Genomic DNA, 21,182 nt, shown 5'->3' on the forward strand with positions numbered 1-21,182 from the left:
TCATGACAGAATTGCGGCACGAGTCAATAGTCTATACGATTGGTCGTCTTTTAAGCTGCCTTTAACTAAAGGAGCGCCCAAGGCACAATGATTACAGTTGGTTAAGCGCGGACAAAGCCCTTGCTTGCAATCATCAGATTGCGTGTGTAGTCCTGCTTGACATCGCCAGCCGCTAATTCTTTTGCGCTCAACCGCTCGACAATGGCTCCGTTCTGCATCACCACGAGGCGCTCGCACATATGGGTGACGACGCCCAGATCGTGGCTGACCATAACGAATGTCAGATGGCGATCCCTGCGTACCTGCTCCAGCAGATTAAGCACTTCGGCCTGCACGGAGGCATCGAGCGCCGAGGTCGGCTCGTCGAGCAACAAGATAGACGGCTCTACGATCAACGCGCGGGCGATGGCAACGCGCTGACGCTGGCCACCGGACAATTGATGCGGATAGCGGAAACGAAAGCCGGTGCCGAGGCCGACTTCGTCAAGCGCCCGTGTGATGCGCGTCTCGCTATCACCGATGCCGTGGATCGCCAGGGGCTCCAAAAGCAGCCGATCGATGGTTTGACGCGGATGCAGGGAGCCGTAGGGGTCCTGGAACACCATCTGCACCTGGCGATAGAAAGTTTTGCTGCGTTTCGAGCCCGCCAGCGCCTCACCGTCGATGCGGATCATGCCGTCACTGACCGGCGCAAGACCGGCGACGGCGCGCAGCAGGGTCGATTTGCCCGAACCGGACTCGCCGACAAGACCAAAGGATTCGCCCTTGTCCACACTTATGCTGACGGCATCGAGGGCATAGTAACCATTATAGACGACGCTGAGGCCGTCGACTGCAAGCGCCGCCGTCATGCCGTCCACTCCGGTTTGCGATCGAGAACCGGTAGCGGATGACGATCCTCGCCGATCACAGGCATGCAGTTCAACAGGCCGCGCGTATAGGGATGCTGCGCATTGTTGAGGTCGGAAGCCTTCAGTTCCTCAACGATCTTGCCAGCATACATGACGATGACCCGGTCGCAGAACGAAGACACCAGCCTCAGATCGTGCGACACGAAAATCAGCCCCATGCCGCGTTTCGACACCAGCTTATCCATGATCCTGAGCACATCGAGCTGCACGGTGACGTCGAGCGCCGAGGTCGGCTCGTCGGCAATCAGCAGTTCCGGCCCGGCGATCAGCATCATCGCGATCATCGCGCGCTGCCCCATGCCGCCGGACACCTCGTGCGGATGCAAGTCATAGACACGTTTGGGATCGCGGATCTGCACGGCTTCCAGCATGGCGAGCGCGCGGTCGCGCGCTTCCGCCTTGCTAACCTTCTCATGCGTGCGCAGCGTCTCGGTGATCTGCCGGCCGATGGTCATTACCGGGTCGAGCGAATATTTCGGATCCTGCAGCACCATGGCGATGCGTTTGCCGCGCAGCGACCGGCGCTCCTTGGCTGAAATCGACAGCAGATCGATGCCGCTAAAATTCAGCCGGTCGGCGGTGACAATGCCATGAGACGAAGTGAGGCCCATGATGGCACGGCCAGTCTGCGACTTGCCGGAACCGCTCTCGCCGACGATGCCGAGCCGTTCGCGCCCGAGCGTGAAGGACACGCCGCGTACCGCTTCTATGACGCCGGTGCGTGTGGAATAGCGAACCCTCAGGTTCTCGACCGTCAATAGCGTCGTCATTGGCCGCTCTCCTTCGGATCGAGCGCATCGCGCAAACCGTCGCCGAGCAGGTTGAAGCCAAGGCTGACGATCAAGATCGCGATGCCAGGCATGGCCGCGACCCACCATTGGTCAAGATAGTATTTGAAGCCAGTCGCGATCATTGCGCCCCATTCCGGCAGCGGCGGTTGTGCGCCAAGACCCAGGAAGCCGAGGCCTGCCGCCGTCAATATGACACCGGCCATATCGAGCGTGACACGCACGATCACCGACGAGATGCAAAGCGGCATGATATGGCGGAAGACAATACGGATCGGCGATGCCCCCATCAGCTGTACTGCGGCGATGTAATCCGAGCGCCGCACCGTCATCGTCTCGGCCCGCGCCAGGCGCGCATAGGGTGGCCAGGAGGTGATGGCGATGGCGATGATGGCGTTCTCGATGCCCGGGCCGAGCGCGCCCGCAAAAGCGAGAGCGAGTACCAACTTCGGAAAGGCGAGGAAGATATCGGTGATGCGCATCAGCACGGTATCGGTCCAGCCACCTGCATAGCCAGCTGTCATACCGATAAACAGCCCGAGTGGCGCGGAGATGATCGCCACGAGCACGACAATATAGAGGGTCCATCGCGACCCGTAGATCAGGCGGGACAGTATATCGCGCCCCAGATTGTCGGTGCCGAGGAGATAACCGCCGGTACCGGGCGGTTTCAAATAGGCATTGGTAAGATCCCCGATGCTTGGCGGATAGGGGGCGATAACATCGGCGAGCGCCGCCACGACTACGAGCGCAATGATGATCAGCAATCCGAGAACGGCCAGCCGATTGGCGGAAAATTGCCGCCACGTGACATAGGTGCGCCCGAGGCTTGCTTGCCGGCGCGATTGCGGCCGATCTGACAGCAGCCAGTCACGCCAGGAAATTTGCGTGGTGGTCCTAGCCGTCATTTACGTCGCGTCCTTGGATCGAGAGTGCGGTAGAGCAGGTCGGACAGCAGATTGATCCCGACGAAGACCGTACCGACGACGACAGTGCCGCCGAGCACAGCGTTCATATCGGCATTCTGCAGCGAGCTGGTGATATAGAAGCCGATACCCGGCCAGGAAAACACGATCTCCGTCAGCACCGAGCCTTCCAGTAGCCCGGCGTAGGAGAGCGCGATCACCGTGATCAGCGGCACGATGGCGCTGCGCAGCGCATGGCCCCAGATCACCCGCGTCTCCGAAAGGCCCTTGGCGCGGGCAGCGACGATATATTCCTGCCCCAGCTCATTCAGCATGAAACTGCGTGTCATGCGGCTGATATAGGCAAGCGAGAAATAGCCGAGCAGCGAGGCGGGCAGAATGATGTGGCGGAATGCATCCCAGAACACATCCCATTGCCCCTGCATGGCGCTGTCGAGCAGATAGAAGCCGGTGATCGGCGTGAATGTGTATTCGTAGGCGATATCAATGCGGCCGGGATAGGCCACCCAGCCCAGCTTGGCATAGAAGATGAGGAGCGACACCATAGCTAGCCAGAAAACCGGCACTGAATAGCCGACGAGGCCGATGACGCGAACGACCTGGTCGATGAAACTGTTGCGGCGCACGGCGGCAAGCACGCCAAAGGGGACGCCGAATACCGCGCCGATGATCGTGCCGACGGTCGCAAGCTCCATCGTCGCCGGAAAGACGCGCCGGATATCGTCCATCACCGGGTTGGTGGTCAGCACCGAGGTGCCGAAATCACCGCTCATGGCGCTCAGCAGATAAAAATAGAACTGCAGATAGAGCGGCTGATCGAGATGCATTTCGCGTCGCAAACGCTCCAGCACTTGCTGCGGCGCGTGGTCACCTGCGATCGCGAGCGCCGGATCGATGGGAATGACGCGCCCTATGAAGAAGGTAACGGCGAGAAGGCCGAGATAAGTGGTGGCTGCCACGACAAGGAATCGCAGCAGCCCCATCAAAAATGGAGTGGCACGGCCCTTCTTGGGCCGCACCTGCATTTTACGCTCGATAGTGCTCAAAAGACTAATCCTGCCGGATCATCACTTCGAGATCGGCCAGACGAAGTTGTTGTCGAAGCTCGGGCCGAGCTTGAAATCCTTCACGTCCTTACGATAGCCGGCGACTTCCGTCTGCTGATACAGGATGACGAAGGGGCTCGCATCCAGGAACTTCTTCTCGATGTCCTGATACATGGCGCCGCGCTTGGCCGCATCGCCCTCAAAGAGAGCAGCCTTGGCCAGCTTCTCCAGCTCGGGCGTGGTCCAGGTGTTACGCCAGACGAGCGTCTTGTTCGTGCTGGTATCGGAGTTGTCGTCGTTGGTCGTGAAGGTATCGGCGTTGGAATGGGGATCCCAATAGTCCGGGCCCCAGTTGCCGAAATAGATGTCGTGATTGCGGGCCCGATACTTGGTCAGCTTCTGCTTGCCGTCGCCGGGGATGATCTCGACCTTGATGCCAGCCTGGCCGAGCGTCTGCTGGATCGCCGTGGCGACGCTCGTGTCCGGCTCGATGCTGCGCACGTCCATCGTCACCGAGAAGCCGTTCGGCAGACCTGCCTTGGCCAGCAAGTCCTTTGCCTTGGCGACGTCGAGCTTGAACGGGTTCTCATCCAGCGAGCCGAGCATGCCCTTCGGCTCGAAGGTTTGGTGGATCTCGCCGATGCCCTTGATCAGCGTCGTGCCGATGGCATCGTAGTCAACCAGGGACTTGAACGCTTGCTGCACTTCCGGCTTGGCAAGATTTGGATTCTTCTGGTTGAGACTCATGTAGTAGATCGTGCCCTTGGGCGCGCTGGTCGAAGCGAGCTTCGGGTTCTTCTCGATGGCCGTCAGATCAGTCGGCGAGAGATTGCGGGCAATATCGATATCGCCGTTCTCAAGCGCCAGGCGCTGTGCCGAGCTTTCCTTCATGAAGCGATAGATGACGCGGTTCAGCTTCGCCTTGTCGCCGTAGTAATTGTCGTTGCGCTCCAGTACGACGGCTTCGTTTGCGCGCCATTCGCGCAGCTTGAACGGGCCAGAACCGGCAAAGCCGGTCTTCAGCCAGCCATTGCCGAAGTCGTTGTCATACTTGTAGTCGGCAGACGGCGTTACCGGCTTCACATGCTGCATGACCAGCTTCTTGTCGACCACTTCGCCGACGGTTGCCGTCAGGCAGTTGAGTACGAAGCTCGGCGCGTAGGGCTTATCGACGGTGAAGACGAAGGTGTTCGGATCGGTTGCCTTAGCCTTTTCCGTCACGTTGCTGCCGTTGAGACCGAACTGGGTGAGAATAAAGGCCGGGCTCTTGTCGAGCTTGACGACACGCTCGAAGGACCATGCAACGTCCTCGGCAGTGATCGGATTGCCAGATGCGAACTTCAGGCCGGGCTTCAGCTTGAACGTGTAGGTCAGGTGATCGTCGGAAACCGACCAGCTATCGGCGATATCGGCCTTGATCTTCGAGGTGTCGTTGATGTCGAGGCGGACGAGCAGGCTGTAGGTGTTGCCGGTGATTTCGGCAGCGGATAGTTCATAGGCTTCGGCCGGATCCATGCTCAGGATGTCGTCGAAGGCGAAACCTTCAACCAGCGTATCCTTGGGCGTCGCAGCGTATGCGTTCGGCGCCGCCATCGTTAGAAGTGTCAGAGCCGCACCGGCCGAAAGAGCACGGAAGTTGCGGTTCATCTTGGTCATCATCATGTTTTTGTTCCCTTATTTTAGCTTTTGTTACTATATGTCACGCACGCGACTCACTGCTTTCTCCCCAAGCAGACGCCAGAATCCGAAGCCAGTTCTCCCGGCATAGCTTCACCAGATCCGGTTCACCATAGCCAACGTTCCTGAGCGCAGCAATCAGCTTTTGATTGCCTCCGGCATCGCCGATTTCCTCCGGAATCGTCGCCCCGTCGAAGTCCGATCCGAGGCCAACGCAATCGATGCCGACACGATTGACGAGATGGTCGACATGGCGAACCATAACGTCAATCGGGGTGTTTGCATCCGAACGACCGTCCTCGCGTAGCATGGCGGTCGCATAATTCAGGCCGACGATGCCACGGCTCTCCTTGATCGCGTCGAGCTGCTTGTCGGTCAGATTGCGAGCGACAGGGGTCAGCGCATGCGCATTGGAATGGCTGGCGACCAGCGGCTGGTCCGATGTTTTCGCCACATCCCAGAAGCCCTTTTCGGTGATATGGGCGAGATCGATGAGGATGCCGAGGCGGTTGCATTCGCGCACCAGCCCAAAACCAGCATCCGTCAGACCCGGCCCGGTATCGGGCGAACTCGGATAGGCGAAGGGTACGCCGTGGGCAAAGACATTGTTGCGGCTCCAGACAGGCCCGAGCGAGCGCAGGCCTGCCGCATAGAAGGTTTCGAGCGCGACAAGGTCGGCGCCGATGGCCTCGCAACCTTCCATATGCATGACCGCAGCGAAAATGCCCTTTTCCATGCAATCGCGGATTTCGGCGGTCGAGCGGCAAAGCTTCCAGACACCGGCGCGATCGAGCTGGAGAGCGATCGCTGCCATTTCGAGAGCGGTATCGAGTGAGGGCGCCCGCTCCAGCGGCGGCGAGAGCGGCGTCGCATAGTGGCCGTTGCGATCGGGATCAGCGAAGACGAGATTGCCCGAGGGGATATAGATGGCGCAGAGACCTCCGGCCAGCCCGCCGGCCTTGGCGCGCGGCGCATCGATATGGCCGGTCGATATCCCATCTCTGAATTCAGCGACCGGATCGGTTCCTTCGCGTGCATGATTCCAGAGTCTCAACAGTACGTCGTTATGGCCATCGAATACGGATTGCATTGTCTATCCTGGATAAAGCGCTCGAACGAGCGGAGTGGAAGCGGCCAGAATAGAAAAGATGGCGGGATTCGCCATACCTAAATGAAAAAAATCTGCATTAGCATAGAATGTCCCAGGAAACGGAAAGGGCGGGAGCAATACTCCCGCCCTGAGCTATCAGACAAGACCTCCGCCGTTTCAGTGTTTGACCCGCTTCTTCTGGCGGTAGACGTCGATCGCGACAGCGGCGACGATAATGATGCCCTTGGCGATCTCCTGGTAGTAGGCGTCGACGTTCAGGAAGGTGAAGCCCGAGATCATCACGCCAAGAATGACAGTGCCGATGATCGTGCCGGTGATTCGGCCAACACCGCCGGTGAGCGAGGTGCCGCCGATGACAGCTGCGGCGATCGCGTCCAACTCGTACGTCACGCCCATGCCGGCCTGCGCCGTCTGGACGCGGGCCGCGGTGATGATGCCGGCAAGACCGGCCAGAAGTCCGGCGATTGCATAGACCTTGACCAGATGTGCCTCGACATCGATGCCAGAAACGCGCGCCGCCTGCACATTGGCGCCGATCGCATAGGTGAATTTGCCGTAGCGCGTGTAGCGCAGCACGATGTGGAAGATCAGCGCAATGAGGAGAAACACCACCACGGGCCAGATGCCGGTACCGATGAAATTGAACTGATCCGTGAGACCGGAGACCGGCTGGCCCTTCGTGTACAATTTCGACAGACCTCGTGCCGACACCATCATGCCGAGCGTTGCGATGAACGGCGGAATCTTGGTTTTGGTAATGAGCTGGCCGTTGACATAACCGGCGACGAGGCCAATCAGCAGACCAATTCCGATCGGAACGAAAAACGGCATATCGGTCAGCGCCGGATAAAGCGCCCGGCTCCAGGTCGAGGACTGCGCAAAACTCGCCGCCACCATGGCAGTCAGGCCGACGACGGAGCCCGACGAAAGGTCGATGCCGCCTGTGATAATGACCTGTGTGACCCCGACCGAGATGATGCCGATGACGGAGACCTGCAGGATCATGATCTTCAGGCGCTGCACATTGAGCAGGAAGCTCTGGCCGACGAAAATCCAGCCGAGGACTTCGCAGACGAGCGCAATGCCGATCAGCACGAGGAAGATGCCGAGTTCTGGTGGCACGCGCCGCCGCCTGGGACGCGTCACGGACGGTGCGGTCGCCTCTGCAACTTTGCTAACCATGATTCAATCCTCCTTTGTGACGGCCGCCGCGATCATTGCGCCGCCAGCTCCATCACCTTGACTTGTGTTGCATCCGCACGATCGAGAAAACCGGTCACCCGCCCCTCATGCATCACCATGATGCGATCGCTCATGCCGAGCACTTCGGGCATCTCCGAGGAGATCATGATGATGGCGACGCCGTTGCGCGCCATCTCCGTGACCAGACGGTGTATTTCCGCCTTGGCGCCGACGTCGATGCCGCGGGTCGGCTCGTCCAGGATCAGGATACGCGGATTGGTGAGCAGCCAACGACCAATCAGCACTTTCTGCTGGTTGCCGCCGGATAGATTTTCGACACGCTCATCGAGATTCGGCGTCTTGATGCGCAGCTTGCGCGCCATGTCGTCGCAAGTCTCCTCGATCGAGCCCTCCTGCACGAAACCGGCCCTAACGAACTTGTCGTGCAGCACCGCGACCTGCATGTTCTCGAGCACGCTGAGGATCAGCAGACAGCCAGTATCTTTTCGGTCTTCCGTCAGGAACGCCATGCCGTGCCGGATCGCCGCCGCCGGCGAGGCGATATCGACCTTCTTGCCGAAAAGCTCGATCGTGCCGGACGAGGCCGGCGTCACGCCGAACAGCGTTTCGGCGACATTCGAGCGGCCTGAACCGACCAGCCCCGCAACGCCCAGAATTTCGCCCGCCTTCACTTCGAAGGAGACGTTGGAGAAGACGCCGTTGAGGCTGAGGTCCTTGACGGCAAGAACCGTCTCGCCGATCGGCACCTCTTCCTTCGGGAACATCTGCGTGATCTCGCGGCCGACCATCATGCGGATGATGTCGTCGCGGGTAACGTCGGTAGAGGTGTGCGTGCCGATATATTTTCCGTCACGGAATACCGAGAATTCATCCGCGATCTCGAACAGCTCATTCATTTTGTGGGTGATGTAGACGATGCCGATGCCCTGCGAACGCAGATCGCGGATAATCTCGAAGAGATGTGCCACTTCGCGCTCGGTGAGCGCGGAAGTCGGCTCGTCCATGATCAGCACATCGGAATCATAGGATACCGCCTTGGCGATCTCGACCATCTGCCGGTTGGCGACTGAGAGCTCCCGCACCTGAATGTCAGGATCGATGGTGATGTTCAGCCGGCGAAACAGCTCCTCGGTCTTCCTGTTCATTGCGGCATGATCGACGAAACCCAAACGGTTCTTCGGCTCGCGGCGAATCCAGATATTCTCCGCGACGGTCATGAACGGCATGAGGTTGAGTTCCTGATGGATCATGGCAATACCATTTTCCAACGCATCCAGCGGCGATTTCAGGCGGATCTCGACGCCCTTCAGACGCACCTCGCCTTGATCCGGCGTGTAAATGCCGGCCAGGATCTTCATCAACGTCGACTTGCCGGCGCCGTTTTCGCCCATGAGCGCATGCACAGTGCCACGCTTCAGACGGAAGGAAACATCATCGAGGGCAAGCACGCCCGGAAATTCCTTGCGAATGCCCTCGGCACTGAGCAGATAGGCTGCATTGGGGACCGCGCCGCTGGCGCGCACGGCGGCCATGGTGGATGGGCTTACAACCATCTTTTCTCTCCCGGGGGGCTGACGGAATTTGAGGATGCGGGCTCTAGCTCCCGCATCCTTCGGTAACAGCCGTCAGTTCTTCTTGACGAAGTCCTTGACGTTTGCCGGCGTCACGAGTTGGAAGGGGATGTAGACCTTCTTCTCCACCTTATCGCCCTTGGCGAGCTTCAGCGCGGCATCGACCGCACCCTTGCCCTGGCCGGCGGCGTCCTGGAAAACGGTGACATCAAGGTCGCCTGCCTGCATGGCGGCCAAGGCATCCTGCGTCGCGTCGACGCCACCGATGACGATGCTATCCATCGACTTTCCGGCCGCCTTCAACGCCTGAATCGCGCCGATGGCCATTTCGTCATTGTTGGAAATGACCGCATTAAAATCCAAACCGCTGGAAAGCCAGTTGGTCATCAGGTCGGCGCCCTGAGTGCGCTGCCAGTTGGCGGTCTGCTCCTGGACGATCTGGATGCCCTTGCAGTCGTCGGTGGCGAGCACGTCATGCACGTCCTTGGTGCGCATGCGGGCCGCCTGGTTCGAAAGCTCGCCCATCATGACGACGGCTTTGCCCTTGCCCTTCAGAAGGCGGCACACTTCCTTGGCTTCCAAGGTGCCGGATTCCTGTTCGTTGGATGCGACGAAAGCCTGTTTGTCCGGTAGGCTGTCGACGTTTGCCGGCTCGCGATTGACGTAAACCAGCGGGATTTTTGCGTCCGCGGCCAGCTTCGATATGGCGGCCGTGGCATCCGTATCGACCGGATTGACGATGATGGCATCGACGTGGCTGGCGATGAAGTTCTGGATTTGGCTCTGCTGCTTGGCGACGTCATTCTGTGCGTCCTCGACCTGCAGCGTCACGCCCTTTATCGACTTGGCATAGTCCTGCATGCCGTTGCGCAGAACGGTCAGAAAGTTGTCGTCGAATAGCGCCATCGACACGCCGATGCTTTCGGCATGGGCGGCCGTCGACAGCATGAGCGCCATGGCGGAACCCAGAATGAGTTTTTTCATAGTTTTTCCTCCCAACTACGGTGTCCGGCCACACCCCTCCTCAACGCCGGAACCCCGGGTCTCCACCGCAGGGCCAATAATCCGGGCCGCCATCACTCCGATAACGGCAACCCCAAAACGGAACAAACAGACCATTAAATTCAATGTTCGGAATATTTATTCCATTTCTAACGAGAAACGTCAACACTATTTTGTAGTCGCGCCGGCGGAACTGGCGATCGGCGGGCGACAGGAGAAGTTTCAAAAGAAAAAGGCTGTAAAAGGCGACGATCGCGCCTACATCTGAGCCGCCCAATACGATAGAACGGACATTCCATCGACATTTGAATGGCGTAAAATGCCGTCGACATCGGGCCGAAACTAACCCCCACCGGCCTAAAATGGAGAACCAGCATGCCCTCGATGTACCGCTTCTCAGTCCCCGTCTTTCAACGCGGCCTCGCAAATCTTTCGACCTATCTCGACAAGATCGAGGCTTATGCCGCAGAAAAAGGCACCGATCCGAACGAGCTTGTCAGCGCTCGCCTCATTGACGACATGCTGCCGCTGTCCGGACAATTCCAGCGCGCCACAGATAGCGCCAAGCTTGCTATTGCCCGGCTGTCGGGCATCGATGCACCACGCTTCGAGGACAACGAAACCACCGTTGCCGAGCTGCGCGAACGCCTGAAGAAGACGGCGGATTTCCTTTCGACGGTGAGGCCTGAAACAATGGAAGGTAGCGAAAACCGCGAGGTAACGGTTTCGTCCGGTGGCAACAAGACCGTGTTCAGCGGTGTGGACTATCTGGCAAGCTTCGCGCTGCCGAATTTCTTCTTCCACGTCACCACCGCGCACGACATCCTGCGCAGCCGTGGGCTGCCCGTCGGCAAGATGACCTATCTCGGGTCGTTTGCCTAATAGCCTTGCCATTGAAACCTGATCAGGGCCGGCCCGATACCGGCCCCTTTTCCGTCAATATGGTATAGGCGAGCGTCTGATCGAGATGCCGTGCTCTGAGCGACAACAGCTTTTCGGCATAGGCAAGTCGCGTTGCCACGTAGTCCTGATCGTCGGCGAGATTGGTGAGCTCCATCGGATCATTCGCCAAGTCGAAAAGCAGGGGCGGCAGGCCGGCGAAGTGGACGTATTTGAAGCGCTGGCCCCTGATGACGGCGAGATTGCAGGCATTCGACCTCAGACCGAAGTGTCGTTCCGCGCCACCCTCGGCGATATCGCGGAAATCGAACTCCCAAAAAACCGCATCGCGCCAACCCTCCGGCTCCGCGCCTTTTAGGAAAGGCATGAGCGTCTCGCCGTCGAGATGATTGTTAGGCACGAGACCCAGGCGATCGCAGAGGGTCGGAAAAATATCGGCGGCGCTGGTAAAGCGCTGCACTTGCCCGCCCGTGCCGCCGCCCTGCCCCGGATCTCGGATTACCAGCGGGATGTGATAGCTGCCGTCGAAAAAACCGCCCTTGCCGAGAATCCAATGATCGCCCATCATTTCCGCGTGGTCCGACGTGAAGACGATCAGCGTATCGCCCCAGGCACCCGCATCCTTGAGCGCCCCCCAGATCCGCCCGAGCTGCGCATCCACTTCGGCAATCATGCCGTAATAGGTGGCGCGGATCGCTGCAAAATCCGGAGACGTCCAGTCACTTGCGGGCCCCTCGCCGCCATGGATGAAACCGCCCTTGCCGATCAACGGCATGGCATAGGCAAGAAAGGGATGCGCCGCCTGCTCCATCCAGCAGTCTTCGGCGCGCGCAAAAGCCGGTCCCTCGCTTGGGGCAAACATGCGGTTATAGGGTTCAGGCACCGAAAACGGCGGATGCGGCCTGAGAAACGAGACATGCGCGAACCATGGCTCGTCCCGTTCGCCGAGCCAACGAATGAACTCATCGACCAGAAAAGCAGTCTGCGTCTCATCTTTGGAATAGGCCGGCGGGGCATTGGAAATCTCGCCGGGCTTCGCGCCGACGGGAATGTGGATATCACGGCTCGTCGCATCGTCGTGACCGCGCGAGCGCAACCACGAGAGCCACTGCTTCTCATGCTCCGGCAGAAGCTGACGCACGCTGAAGCCGGGAAGCACCCCCTCATAGGTCGTCAGATGCGGATCGTTCGGGTCCATGCCGCGCGGATCCGGTGCAGTGTCGGTATAGCCAAACAGCGTCGGATCGTAGCCGGATCGGCGGGCGGCCAGCGCCAGATTGTCGAAGCGGGCATCCAGCGGAGACCCGTTGCGGCAGACACGATGGTTCATCTGATAAAGGCCGGTGTAAAGCGTGGCCCGCGCCGGCGAACAAGGTGCCGCGCCGGCGAAATGCCGGCGGAACAGCACGCCGTCACGCGCCAGAGCATCGACATTGGGCGTCTTCACACTGGGATGACCGACGGCGGAGAGACAATCGCCCCGCCATTGATCGGCCGATATCAGCAACACGTTCGGACGCTTGCCCGAAGCCACCCGCTCAATGCTGGTTGGATTTGGCATGCCAATTCCAGGCGGATTCGATGATGCGCGACAAATCATATTTGGGCGACCACCCGAGGACGTCGCGCGCCTTATCGTTATTGGCAACCAGCGTGGTCGAATCGCCTTCGCGGCGGCCAACATATTCGACCGGGAAAGGCCGGTTTGACACCGTCTCGATCGTCGACAACAATTCCTTGACCGTCGTGCCGGTGCCGGTGCCGAGATTGAGCGCGACAGATTCGCCGCCCCGCAGCAGATACTCCACCGCCCGGACATGTGCATCCGCAAGGTCCAGAACGTGGATATAGTCGCGCACGCAGGTGCCGTCGCGCGTATCATAATCGCTGCCGAAAACCTTGAAGCCCTGGCGACGGCCGAGCGCCGCATCAATCGCCAGCGGGATGGCATGGGTTTCCGGCGTATGCCACTCACCGATGCGCCCTTCGAAATCAGCGCCGGCCGCATTGAAATAGCGCAGCACCACCGAGCGCAGACCCTTGTATTGGTCGTAGTCGGCAAGCGCCTGCTCGACGATATATTTGGTGCGGCCATAGGGATTGATCGGCACCTGCCGGTGGCTCTCATCCAACGGCACGCTCTGCGGCAGGCCGTAGGTCGCGCAGGTGGATGAAAACACGAAAGCACCGATACCGGCCGTCTGCGCGGCCGACAGCAGCGTTAGCGTGCCGATAACATTGTTTTCATAGAAGGAGACAGGATCCTTGACCGATTCGCCGACCTCGATCAGCGCCGCAAAATGCAGGATGGCGGCTGGTTTGTATTTCGCCAGAACTTCGTCGAGCCGCGCCCGGTCCCGGATATCGCCTTCTTCCGCTGGACCCCATTTGACGAATTCGCGATGACCGTTGGAAAAATTGTCGTAGACGACCGGCCGAAACCCCTTGTTCGCCAGATCCAGACATGTATGCGAGCCGATATAGCCCGCTCCGCCGACCACCAGAACCGTTTCTCCTGCCATAGCCATCCCTTTTCAACGACTGACTGCTCAAGCACAAAGGACCGTGCTCGATCCGATGCGTAGAGTTAGAGACCTCTAGATCAGTTGCAAGACCAGAAAAAGACGGGAGCTTTGCAGAGCACCCTAATGACTATGTTCGTTTTCCGTAGCGGCGATCTCGTCGGAGACCTCGCGGATCCTTTCCCTCAGATCCGCCTCGGTCCCGTCGTCGACCTCGCCTTCGCCAAAACAATAGCGCGCTATATGCAGCTCGAGCTTGGATTCCAGCTCGGTGCGCCTGGCATATAATTGGGCGAGATATGTATTACGCATTTCGAACCACGCATTCCGAGAAACATGTCTCTGACTACTAAAATAGGTTCTCAGCGCAGGGTTTCGATAGGCAGCGCCGCGACCTTTTGACCTGCCGCGGCGATTTGAGAATGAAATAGTCTACTAGCGCTATCTCCGCACGGGGATCATCCGGACGAGCACACGGTCGCGAAGCACATAGTGGTGCATAAGATCAGCCAGGCCATGAATTCCAGCCACGGCGATGATTGCCCAGGCGGTATAGTCATGCAGTTCACCGATGAGATGCCGTGCGGGCTGATCGACAACGATCAAGGGAGGCACCGAGAACAGGCCGAAGAAGCTCGGTCCGTTGCCCGAGGCCAAGATCATCAGGAAGCCATAGGAAACCTGCGAAATCATGAATGCGTAGAGAGCAAGATGGACAAAGTCGACACCGCATAGTGAAGCCCGGAGACCGCTGGCGCCGTGCGCCGGTGCGTCGCGATGCGCCAGAGAGTGCTAAACGCCGAGCGAGATATGCACGAAGATCAGATCCGCGCAGCGGCGCTCCACGGGCAACGAAGCCTCTGGCCTCGGCCAGTGCGAATTCACGACCAGAAGCGCGGACAGCCAGTGGAGAGTGATCGTGAAATGGTCATGGGGGGCTGCCCGCACATCAGCGGCAATCATATTGAAATTACTCATGATTTACGATATTCTTGGGAGGGACAGGCAGCAAACACGCGAAGCTTCCTCTTTATTCGATCGCTTCAAAAGATAGGCAGCACGTGAGAGCGCCCCGCCGATGCGCCTATTGCAAAGCCTCGGCCTGATAGTCACATTGATCTGACTTGCACCTGAATTGGCGTCTCGGAATAAAGATTTGCGCTGACACGTCGGTGAGGTTTGGGCTAATTCAGGGCGACTGTTCGAGGTAAGTAGTGTTGAGCGAAAGAATTGCCGTCATTGGCCTGGGTTACGTCGGACTACCTGTCGCGATCGCCCTGGCTGAGAAATTTTCCGATGTGGTCGGTTTCGATATCAAGATCTCCCGTGTCGCGGCGTTGAAAGCCGGGGAGGACGATACCCGCGAGATTTCGCCGGCACGCTTGAAGGAAAGCGGGCTACGCATCAGCAGCGACATTCATGATCTGCAGGACCGCGACCTCTTCATCGTCGCCGTTCCGACGCCGATCGACCGGAACCGGCAACCGGATCTGAGGCCGATGATTTCCGCCTCGCGCACCGTCGGCCAGGCTTTGAAGAAAGGCGGCATCGTCGTCTATGAATCGACGGTCTATCCCGGAGTTACAGAAGAGGTCTGCGGCCCGGTGCTTGCCGAGGTCTCGGGGCTGCGCCAGGGCGAGGATTTTCACATTGGCTATTCGCCGGAGCGAATCAATCCTGGCGACAAGGAACATACGTTCGAACGCATCGTGAAGGTGGTCGCCGGCGACAACGAGGAAACGCTGGAACGAATCGCCGCCGTCTATGGCGCGGTGGTTGAGGCCGGCATTCACCGCGCACCCAGCATCAAGGTAGCGGAAGCCGCCAAAGTGATCGAAAACACCCAGCGCGACCTGAACATCGCCTTGATGAACGAGCTGTCGATCATCTTCGAGAAAATGGACATCCGCACGGCCGACGTGTTGAGGGCGGCCAGGACGAAATGGAATTTCCTGCCTTTCACGCCCGGTCTGGTCGGCGGCCACTGCATCGGCGTCGACCCCTATTACCTCACCGCTAAGGCCGAGGAACTCGGATATCATCCCGAAGTCATCCTCTCCGGCCGCCGCATCAATGACGGCATGGGCGCCTTCATCGCCCAGAAACTCGTCAAGATGCTGGTGGCGGCGCAAAAGCCGATCAACGGCGCCCGAATCGGTATCTTTGGCCTGACCTTCAAGGAAAACGTACCCGATCTGCGCAACAGCCGCGTGCCCGACATCATCCGCGAACTGCATCAATTCGGCCTTGAGCCGTTGGTACACGATCCCATGGCCAGCCGTCCCGAGGCGGATGAGGAATACGGCGTGCGGCTGACGGCGCTCGAAGATTTCGGCAAGCTAGACGCTATCGTGCTTGCCGTGCCGCACAAATCCTACGTGACCGACGGGGCCGCACAGATACTCAAGCTGCTTGACGAGAATGGCGTGGTGGTCGACGTGAAGGCAGCGCTGGAGCAGGGCAATCCGCTGCTCAAGAGGCACGCAGTCTGGAGTCTGTAGGTAGTCAGCGATCCCACTCGGATGGCGCAACCGTCAGCCGCAGGCCGTCCTCGACTGAAAATGGTGGCGACCAGCCGGTGATCGCCACTGTCTCGTCGATATCGACCTGCAGCGAACCCAGAAGACGTTGCGCCGCCGCGCGACGCCCAAGCAATGCCGCAAGCCCTTCCAGCAGACGCGGCGGCACGGGCAGCAGCAGAGCTCTCCGCCTCATTGCCGCGGACAATTTGCCGATCAATTCGCCGATGGAAAGATCCCTGCCGTCGCTGATCAGAAACACTCGATTTCCCACATCGGGATGGCGCGCGCAAAGCAGGATAAAATCGACAAGGTTGCCGACGAACACTAGCGATCTGCGGTTGGCAATTAGGCCGAAGGGCAATGGAAACGGCCTCTTCGCCCACTTCATCAAACTCGCGAAATTCGCCTTCACCCCTGGCCCATAGACAAGAGGCGGGCGAATGATGACGATATCCATGTCCGCTTCTTTGCCGATGGCCAGAAGCGCCTCTTCCGCCTCCCACTTCGATTGCCCATAAGGGTTTTCCGGATGCGAACTATCGGACGCGGTAAACGGTTTGCCGGGTACGGTCGCCTCTCCATTGACCTTGATCGAACTCAGGAAAATGAGGCGCTTTACGCCGGCTTTAGCGGCTTGCCGCGCCAGATTGACCGTGGCGTCGACATTGGCGGCGCGAAAGGCGGCAAGCGGGTCGGCGGCAGTATCGTGCATGACATGGACACGCGCTGCCAGATGCACGACCGTTTCGACGCCAGTGAGCGCGCCGGACCAATCCGTCGCGCCATCGATCGTCCCCAGCGCCAGAAATCCTGGCCTAGGGGTACGGCTGATTGGTCGGTAGGCCATTTGTCGCTGAGAAAGCTCGGCACAAAGCGCCTTCCCGACAAAACCCGTCGCGCCCGTCACCAGGATCATGCGTCTTTTACCTCTTGTTCCGCGCAGGTTTCACTCACGTCATGCTTTGCACATTCCCTCCGCCGGAAACAAGTCCGACAAAATTCGCGATGAGGGCGATTGTGAACAAGTCCATGATATGAGATGCACTCTCCACAGAGCCGTCACTGGCGCAACAAGACACGAGCCCGGCAGAACCATCAGAGACGATGCCCTATACGATCGCCAAGCGCCTTTTTGATTTCGTTGCCGCCCTCGCGGCCGCCGTCATCTTTTCCATTCCGATCCTGATCGTCGCTGCCGCCGTCCGATCGACCTCGCCAGGCCCCGTTCTCTATTGGTCCAACCGCGTCGGCCGCGGAAACAGGATCTTCCGCATGCCGAAATTCCGCAGCATGCGGACCGATACTCCGGCGGTCGCGACGCATCTTCTGAAAGACCCCGGCGCCTATCTGACGCCGATAGGATCCTTCCTGCGCAAAACCAGCCTGGATGAGCTGCCACAGCTTTGGTGCATCTTGAAGGGCGAAATGAGCATCGTCGGCCCTCGCCCGGCGCTCTTCAACCAGCATGACCTGATTTCCCTGCGCACCAAGCTCGGCGTCGAGGCCCTGCTGCCGGGCCTGACCGGCTGGGCGCAGGTCAACGGTCGCGACGAACTGCCGATCCCGGAAAAAGTTGCGCTGGACGAGGAATATCTGCGCCGCCGCTCCTTCCTTTTCGATCTGAAGATCATCGTCCTGACGGCGCTGAAAGTTGTGCGCAGTGACGGTGTCACTCATTAGCGCGACGGCAATATTATAAAGTTTTGATATCATAAACGGACGAAGCAAAACGCCGGTCACTAAATTGCCGTATTGATGCCTCCTTGCGACCTTACTGGCCGGCAGGCGAGGGCTCAGGCTTTCTGGAAAGGCCGAATGTGAACGAAGACGGACGACGATATTGGCTCAGCTGCAGAGAAATAAACCACCGGTCGATCTCGTGTCTGGAAACGATGCAGGCGAACTCGTGCCCGTCGTCCTGCCACAACGCGTGATCATCCTGGGTAGCCTCATGTGGCTGGTGGTCGTATCGCCGCTATTCGTCGAAAGCGCCGCCTATCGGTATGTCGCCCCGTTCCTCGCCCTCATCGCCCTTCACTACTACAGGACGGCATCGGTGCGTCCACGCACCAACTGGCTCGGCTGGCTGTGCATGGGATGGGGCGCCTATGTGCTGATCCGCTTTGTCTTCATCTTTGTGACGTCGCCGGAGCATACGATCGGCGCATCCGACTGGCTTTATGCCTATCCCTTCTTCTTCCCGATCCTTGGGGTTGCCTTTTTGCTCCATGAACCGGTGCTGGAGAAAATCATCGCCGCAGTTTTTGCCGTCGCGCTCATCATGTTGATCGCCACGCAGCATTTCCGCGACGTCTTTGCTGGCGAAACGGTGCGCCCGCTGATCATGAACAATCAGATTCACGGTGCGGTCGCCTGCGGGCTGATCCTCATCTTCACCGCCTTCTGGCTGCTGCACTATCTGACTGAGGAATCCAGCAATCGATTGATCCCCCGCTTCGCCTACATCGTCTCGCCATTGATCGCCGTTCTCTGTCTGATCGCAATCTACGGCGCCAAGTCGAAAGGCGTCTGGCTGGCGCTCGGCGCCACACTGCCGGTGCTAGGGCTGGTCACCTTGACTTACCTGCGTTTGCGAACCGGTCTTATTGTCGTCGCCTGCGCCGCAATGCTTCTCATGGCCGGCGCCTATGCGGTGCGGCACAATATCGAAAAGACCGCTGGCCCAACGGTGTCTTCCACCATCGAAATGTTCGACAACATCACCGCGAGCCACGACCTGAATGACGCCGTGACAAGCACGATCACCTCCAATACCACGCCCTTTGCCATGGACGCACGGCTACAGCTCTGGTCGAATGGTTGGGAGCTGTTCTCCTCAGCGCCGATCTTCGGTTGGGGCGGCGAATGGGTGGAGCGCTGGAAACACACGCGCTATGCAGACGTCCAATATACGCTGCTGCACAACGGATATCTCGAGATGCTGGTGCGCCACGGCTTGTTCGGCGGCCTTGTCATGACGGTCATTCTCGTTGGCCTCATCGCCAATGTCTGGCGTGCCCGCAAGGCTGGCCTCATACCGCGCACCGCTTGGCACGCCTACGCCGTATGCCTGTTCTTCTTTGCATTGACCTTGCTCAGCAACTCCAACAATCGCCTCGCAATCGGCGAAAGCCTTGCGCTAACAAGCTCCGCTTTCGCCTGCTGGTGCAGCATGCGCTTGAGCGGGGGACAGCTGCTGATAGCGGCGAAAAAACAGCAGGCAAAGGCTGTCAGTGCGTGATCACGGGCGGCGGGTAACGCGACAATATAGCGAGCGCTGCCTCCTCTGGCGCTTTCTTTCATTGAAGCGGAAAGCTCTTAATCGCGCAGTCTTTTATAAAGCGCCGCATACGCATCACCCATATGCTCTGCGGTGAAGCATTCCTCGTATCGTAGGCGCGCCGCCGTGCCTAAAGACGCCGCTGCTTCACCATCAGTCACAAACCGCTCCATTGCTTTGGCAAGCGCCGAGGGATCATTTGGCGGCACAACATAGCCCGTTTTGCCGTGTTGATTGACGAAGCTGGTGCCAGTCCCGATTTCGCAGGAAACCATCGGCTTACCGAACATCGCGGCTTCGACGAGCGAAAGGCCGAATGCCTCCGAACGGAGATTGGAGGGGAATACCACCCCGGCGCATAATTCGAGGAGCGCAGCCTTATCCGTATCCGGCAAGGCACCCAGAAAAAATACGTTTCTGAGACTGTGCTCCTGCGCGTATTTCTTCAGCGATGCCTCCATCGGACCTTCGCCTACAATAACAATATCGCTGGCCGTCTGCCGCGCGGCCTCAAGCAGAATGTGAACGCCCTTGTAATAGCGCAGTACGCCGACAAACAGGAAAAACGGTTTGGCAAACCGCGCGCGCCAGTGCGTTTTGTCCTGTTCGCTTGCCCTTCGATAATCTGCCGCATCCAGACCGAGCGGAATGACGGCAATCTTATCTTTGTATCGCTGCAAGACCTCGCTCGTTGCCAGATAATTTGGCGACGTAGCAACGATCGCGTCAACACTCCCAAGAAAGCGGTGCATGACGGGTCCGTAGAGTTTCAGCAGGAACTTCTGCTTCACAATGTCAGAATGATAGGTCACGACGGTCGGCTTGCCGGGCGGGGTGGCGAGATGGACAATGTCCATCATCGGCCACGGGAAATGGTAATGAACGATATCGACCTTCCGGCTCAGTTCCTGAAAACGTCCAAATGCCTCGCGCGAAAAGCCGGTGGACGCAAATTCAAAGTCGAGCTTCGCCTTGTGAGCCATATGGCCATGGAAATCGACAGTGTTTTTCTCGGGCATCTTGCTGAGCGAGAGGACATCGGATTGAATATCGTGTCTTGCGACGCCATTGACGATCGCGTGGATTGTCCGCTCGACCCCGCCGAACGTGTCCGGCCAATATGTTTTGAAGAAATGTAGAACGCGCATGTCATTCCTGTAGCGACAGAAGTTGCACAGGTCCATAACCAGTGTCGTTCAATGATCTGGATGTCAGATCAATCCTTCATGCCGCAGACATTTCAGCCTTCTTCGGCCAGGCGGGCGACCCCGAGGGCAAATCGGGGATCAGTCGAATATCTCGGCATCCGTCAGAAGCGGTTGCTGCTGATCCTTGGCAGACAGCGTTGGGACGATCCGAGGGGACGATCCGAGGCTCGCAATCGACTGGAAAACGGTCGGCTCGCTGAAACGAATCCCAAGGTCGCTTTCCGGAGCATAATAATTGGTGGTCTTGTAAAGGAATTCGACACGGTCGCTCAATGTCAGGAATCCGTCTGCAAACCCTTCCGAGATCCAAAGCTGACACTTGTTCTCCTCCGACAGTAGGAGGCCAACCCACTGGCCAAATGTCGGAGAAGACCGCCTAGGCATTTTTCTTCAACGGATCGGCCAGGGTCTCCACCTGGGAAGCGTCGATCCAGTGGCTCCGGTAAGCGATTTCCTCGGGCCGGGGCGACCTTCAGGCCCGCCCCGGCCTTCGAGGGTGGCGATGTAGAGGCTCA

At 58.9% G+C, this 21,182-nt stretch carries 22 protein-coding genes; 5 read left to right on the top strand and 17 right to left on the bottom strand.

Going from position 1 to position 21,182, the window contains the following annotated elements; all coding sequences use genetic code 11:
• Positions 1–101: 101 nt before the first annotated feature.
• The 9 genes from PY650_RS01335 to PY650_RS01375 all read right to left on the bottom strand — a co-directional run bounded on the left by PY650_RS01335 (position 102) and on the right by PY650_RS01375 (position 10,217).
• Positions 102–851, bottom strand: a complete 750-nt coding sequence (locus tag PY650_RS01335; protein ID WP_285877268.1) for an ABC transporter ATP-binding protein — start codon at positions 849–851, stop codon at positions 102–104.
• Entirely contained in the window at positions 848–1,681 is an 834-nt protein-coding gene (locus PY650_RS01340; protein WP_285877269.1) for an ABC transporter ATP-binding protein, read from the bottom strand. Before PY650_RS01340 ends, PY650_RS01335 begins: the two co-directional genes overlap by 4 nt.
• The gene (locus tag PY650_RS01345; RefSeq protein ID WP_285877270.1) at positions 1,678–2,607 is read right to left on the bottom strand and encodes an ABC transporter permease; all 930 of its coding nucleotides are present in this window, start codon (positions 2,605–2,607) and stop codon (positions 1,678–1,680) included. The genes PY650_RS01340 and PY650_RS01345 overlap by 4 nt, the downstream gene beginning before the upstream one ends.
• Positions 2,604–3,650, bottom strand: coding sequence for an ABC transporter permease (locus PY650_RS01350; protein WP_432761471.1), 1,047 nt, complete (start codon positions 3,648–3,650; stop codon positions 2,604–2,606). Before PY650_RS01350 ends, PY650_RS01345 begins: the two co-directional genes overlap by 4 nt.
• A gap of 42 nt (positions 3,651–3,692) precedes the next feature.
• A complete protein-coding gene (locus PY650_RS01355; RefSeq protein WP_285877272.1) occupies positions 3,693–5,333 on the bottom strand; it encodes an ABC transporter substrate-binding protein in 1,641 nt (546 codons plus the stop codon).
• Positions 5,334–5,370: 37 nt separating this feature from the next.
• Positions 5,371–6,438, bottom strand: coding sequence for a dipeptidase (locus PY650_RS01360; protein ID WP_285877273.1), 1,068 nt, complete (start codon positions 6,436–6,438; stop codon positions 5,371–5,373).
• A gap of 177 nt (positions 6,439–6,615) precedes the next feature.
• Complete coding sequence (locus PY650_RS01365) at positions 6,616–7,641, bottom strand: ABC transporter permease (RefSeq protein WP_285877274.1); 1,026 nt, start codon at positions 7,639–7,641, stop codon at positions 6,616–6,618.
• Positions 7,642–7,673: 32 nt separating this feature from the next.
• The gene (locus tag PY650_RS01370; RefSeq protein ID WP_285877275.1) at positions 7,674–9,215 is read right to left on the bottom strand and encodes a sugar ABC transporter ATP-binding protein; all 1,542 of its coding nucleotides are present in this window, start codon (positions 9,213–9,215) and stop codon (positions 7,674–7,676) included.
• 72 nt (positions 9,216–9,287) lie between these two features.
• Positions 9,288–10,217 carry a sugar ABC transporter substrate-binding protein gene (locus PY650_RS01375; protein WP_285877276.1) on the bottom strand — a complete coding sequence of 310 codons (930 nt, stop codon included), beginning with the start codon at positions 10,215–10,217 and terminating at the stop codon, positions 9,288–9,290.
• Here PY650_RS01375 and PY650_RS01380 point away from each other — a divergent pair.
• Complete coding sequence (locus PY650_RS01380) at positions 10,204–10,503, top strand: hypothetical protein (protein ID WP_285877277.1); 300 nt, start codon at positions 10,204–10,206, stop codon at positions 10,501–10,503. The genes PY650_RS01375 and PY650_RS01380 overlap by 14 nt on opposite strands.
• 107 nt (positions 10,504–10,610) lie before the next feature.
• Positions 10,611–11,117, top strand: coding sequence for a DUF1993 domain-containing protein (locus tag PY650_RS01385; protein WP_285877278.1), 507 nt, complete (start codon positions 10,611–10,613; stop codon positions 11,115–11,117).
• A gap of 22 nt (positions 11,118–11,139) precedes the next feature.
• Here the strand turns inward: PY650_RS01385 and PY650_RS01390 are convergent, their stop codons facing one another.
• From PY650_RS01390 to PY650_RS01410, 5 genes are all read right to left on the bottom strand, one after another.
• On the bottom strand, positions 11,140–12,696 hold the full coding sequence (locus tag PY650_RS01390) for an alkaline phosphatase family protein (RefSeq protein ID WP_285877279.1): 1,557 nt from the start codon (positions 12,694–12,696) through the stop codon (positions 11,140–11,142).
• Positions 12,674–13,657: a UDP-glucose 4-epimerase GalE gene (gene galE / locus PY650_RS01395; protein WP_285877309.1), complete on the bottom strand. Its 984-nt coding sequence runs from the start codon at positions 13,655–13,657 to the stop codon at positions 12,674–12,676. The genes PY650_RS01390 and galE overlap by 23 nt, the downstream gene beginning before the upstream one ends.
• Positions 13,658–13,780: 123 nt before the next feature.
• Positions 13,781–13,969, bottom strand: a complete 189-nt coding sequence (locus PY650_RS01400) for a hypothetical protein (protein WP_285877280.1) — start codon at positions 13,967–13,969, stop codon at positions 13,781–13,783.
• Positions 13,970–14,098: 129 nt separating this feature from the next.
• Positions 14,099–14,443, bottom strand: a complete 345-nt coding sequence (locus PY650_RS01405) for a cytochrome b (RefSeq protein WP_285877310.1) — start codon at positions 14,441–14,443, stop codon at positions 14,099–14,101.
• A gap of 6 nt (positions 14,444–14,449) precedes the next feature.
• Complete coding sequence (locus PY650_RS01410; RefSeq protein WP_285877281.1) at positions 14,450–14,635, bottom strand: hypothetical protein; 186 nt, start codon at positions 14,633–14,635, stop codon at positions 14,450–14,452.
• 236 nt (positions 14,636–14,871) lie between these two features.
• Between PY650_RS01410 and PY650_RS01415 the strand changes: the two genes are divergently transcribed.
• Positions 14,872–16,158, top strand: coding sequence for a nucleotide sugar dehydrogenase (locus tag PY650_RS01415; protein WP_285877282.1), 1,287 nt, complete (start codon positions 14,872–14,874; stop codon positions 16,156–16,158).
• 4 nt (positions 16,159–16,162) lie between these two features.
• Here PY650_RS01415 and PY650_RS01420 read toward each other — a convergent pair whose 3' ends face one another.
• Entirely contained in the window at positions 16,163–17,095 is a 933-nt protein-coding gene (locus PY650_RS01420) for an NAD-dependent epimerase/dehydratase family protein (protein WP_285877283.1), read from the bottom strand.
• A 188-nt stretch (positions 17,096–17,283) separates the two neighbouring features.
• Between PY650_RS01420 and PY650_RS01425 the strand changes: the two genes are divergently transcribed.
• Positions 17,284–17,859: a sugar transferase gene (locus tag PY650_RS01425; protein WP_285877284.1), complete on the top strand. Its 576-nt coding sequence runs from the start codon at positions 17,284–17,286 to the stop codon at positions 17,857–17,859.
• A 199-nt stretch (positions 17,860–18,058) separates the two neighbouring features.
• The gene (locus tag PY650_RS01430) at positions 18,059–19,420 is read left to right on the top strand and encodes an O-antigen ligase family protein (protein WP_285877285.1); all 1,362 of its coding nucleotides are present in this window, start codon (positions 18,059–18,061) and stop codon (positions 19,418–19,420) included.
• A gap of 77 nt (positions 19,421–19,497) precedes the next feature.
• Here PY650_RS01430 and PY650_RS01435 read toward each other — a convergent pair whose 3' ends face one another.
• Positions 19,498–20,607, bottom strand: a complete 1,110-nt coding sequence (locus PY650_RS01435; RefSeq protein ID WP_285877286.1) for a glycosyltransferase family 4 protein — start codon at positions 20,605–20,607, stop codon at positions 19,498–19,500.
• 138 nt (positions 20,608–20,745) lie between these two features.
• Entirely contained in the window at positions 20,746–21,051 is a 306-nt protein-coding gene (locus PY650_RS01440; RefSeq protein WP_349644470.1) for a dTDP-4-dehydrorhamnose 3,5-epimerase family protein, read from the bottom strand.
• Between the last annotated feature and the right edge of the window lie 131 nt (positions 21,052–21,182).

Source organism: Martinezella calliandrae (assembly GCF_030272695.1).
In the GTDB taxonomy this organism is placed as follows: Bacteria; Pseudomonadota; Alphaproteobacteria; order Rhizobiales; family Rhizobiaceae; genus Rhizobium; species Rhizobium calliandrae.

What these genes read in the sequence shown, in the direction of transcription:
- PY650_RS01335 (WP_285877268.1), bottom strand. Translation starts at nt 851, where the DNA reads ATGACGGCGGCGCTTGCAGTCGACGGCCTCAGCGTCGTCTATAATGGT.
- PY650_RS01340 (WP_285877269.1), bottom strand. Translation starts at nt 1,681, where the DNA reads ATGACGACGCTATTGACGGTCGAGAACCTGAGGGTTCGCTATTCCACA.
- PY650_RS01345 (WP_285877270.1), bottom strand. Translation starts at nt 2,607, where the DNA reads ATGACGGCTAGGACCACCACGCAAATTTCCTGGCGTGACTGGCTGCTG.
- PY650_RS01350 (WP_432761471.1), bottom strand. Translation starts at nt 3,650, where the DNA reads ATGCAGGTGCGGCCCAAGAAGGGCCGTGCCACTCCATTTTTGATGGGG.
- PY650_RS01355 (WP_285877272.1), bottom strand. Translation starts at nt 5,333, where the DNA reads ATGATGATGACCAAGATGAACCGCAACTTCCGTGCTCTTTCGGCCGGT.
- PY650_RS01360 (WP_285877273.1), bottom strand. Translation starts at nt 6,438, where the DNA reads ATGCAATCCGTATTCGATGGCCATAACGACGTACTGTTGAGACTCTGG.
- PY650_RS01365 (WP_285877274.1), bottom strand. Translation starts at nt 7,641, where the DNA reads ATGGTTAGCAAAGTTGCAGAGGCGACCGCACCGTCCGTGACGCGTCCC.
- PY650_RS01370 (WP_285877275.1), bottom strand. Translation starts at nt 9,215, where the DNA reads ATGGTTGTAAGCCCATCCACCATGGCCGCCGTGCGCGCCAGCGGCGCG.
- PY650_RS01380 (WP_285877277.1), top strand. Translation starts at nt 10,204, where the DNA reads ATGAGTTTTTTCATAGTTTTTCCTCCCAACTACGGTGTCCGGCCACAC.
- PY650_RS01375 (WP_285877276.1), bottom strand. Translation starts at nt 10,217, where the DNA reads ATGAAAAAACTCATTCTGGGTTCCGCCATGGCGCTCATGCTGTCGACG.
- PY650_RS01385 (WP_285877278.1), top strand. Translation starts at nt 10,611, where the DNA reads ATGCCCTCGATGTACCGCTTCTCAGTCCCCGTCTTTCAACGCGGCCTC.
- PY650_RS01390 (WP_285877279.1), bottom strand. Translation starts at nt 12,696, where the DNA reads ATGCCAAATCCAACCAGCATTGAGCGGGTGGCTTCGGGCAAGCGTCCG.
- galE (WP_285877309.1), bottom strand. Translation starts at nt 13,657, where the DNA reads ATGGCAGGAGAAACGGTTCTGGTGGTCGGCGGAGCGGGCTATATCGGC.
- PY650_RS01400 (WP_285877280.1), bottom strand. Translation starts at nt 13,969, where the DNA reads ATGCGTAATACATATCTCGCCCAATTATATGCCAGGCGCACCGAGCTG.
- PY650_RS01410 (WP_285877281.1), bottom strand. Translation starts at nt 14,635, where the DNA reads ATGAGTAATTTCAATATGATTGCCGCTGATGTGCGGGCAGCCCCCCAT.
- PY650_RS01420 (WP_285877283.1), bottom strand. Translation starts at nt 17,095, where the DNA reads ATGATCCTGGTGACGGGCGCGACGGGTTTTGTCGGGAAGGCGCTTTGT.
- PY650_RS01425 (WP_285877284.1), top strand. Translation starts at nt 17,284, where the DNA reads ATGCCCTATACGATCGCCAAGCGCCTTTTTGATTTCGTTGCCGCCCTC.
- PY650_RS01435 (WP_285877286.1), bottom strand. Translation starts at nt 20,607, where the DNA reads ATGCGCGTTCTACATTTCTTCAAAACATATTGGCCGGACACGTTCGGC.
- PY650_RS01440 (WP_349644470.1), bottom strand. Translation starts at nt 21,051, where the DNA reads ATGCCTAGGCGGTCTTCTCCGACATTTGGCCAGTGGGTTGGCCTCCTA.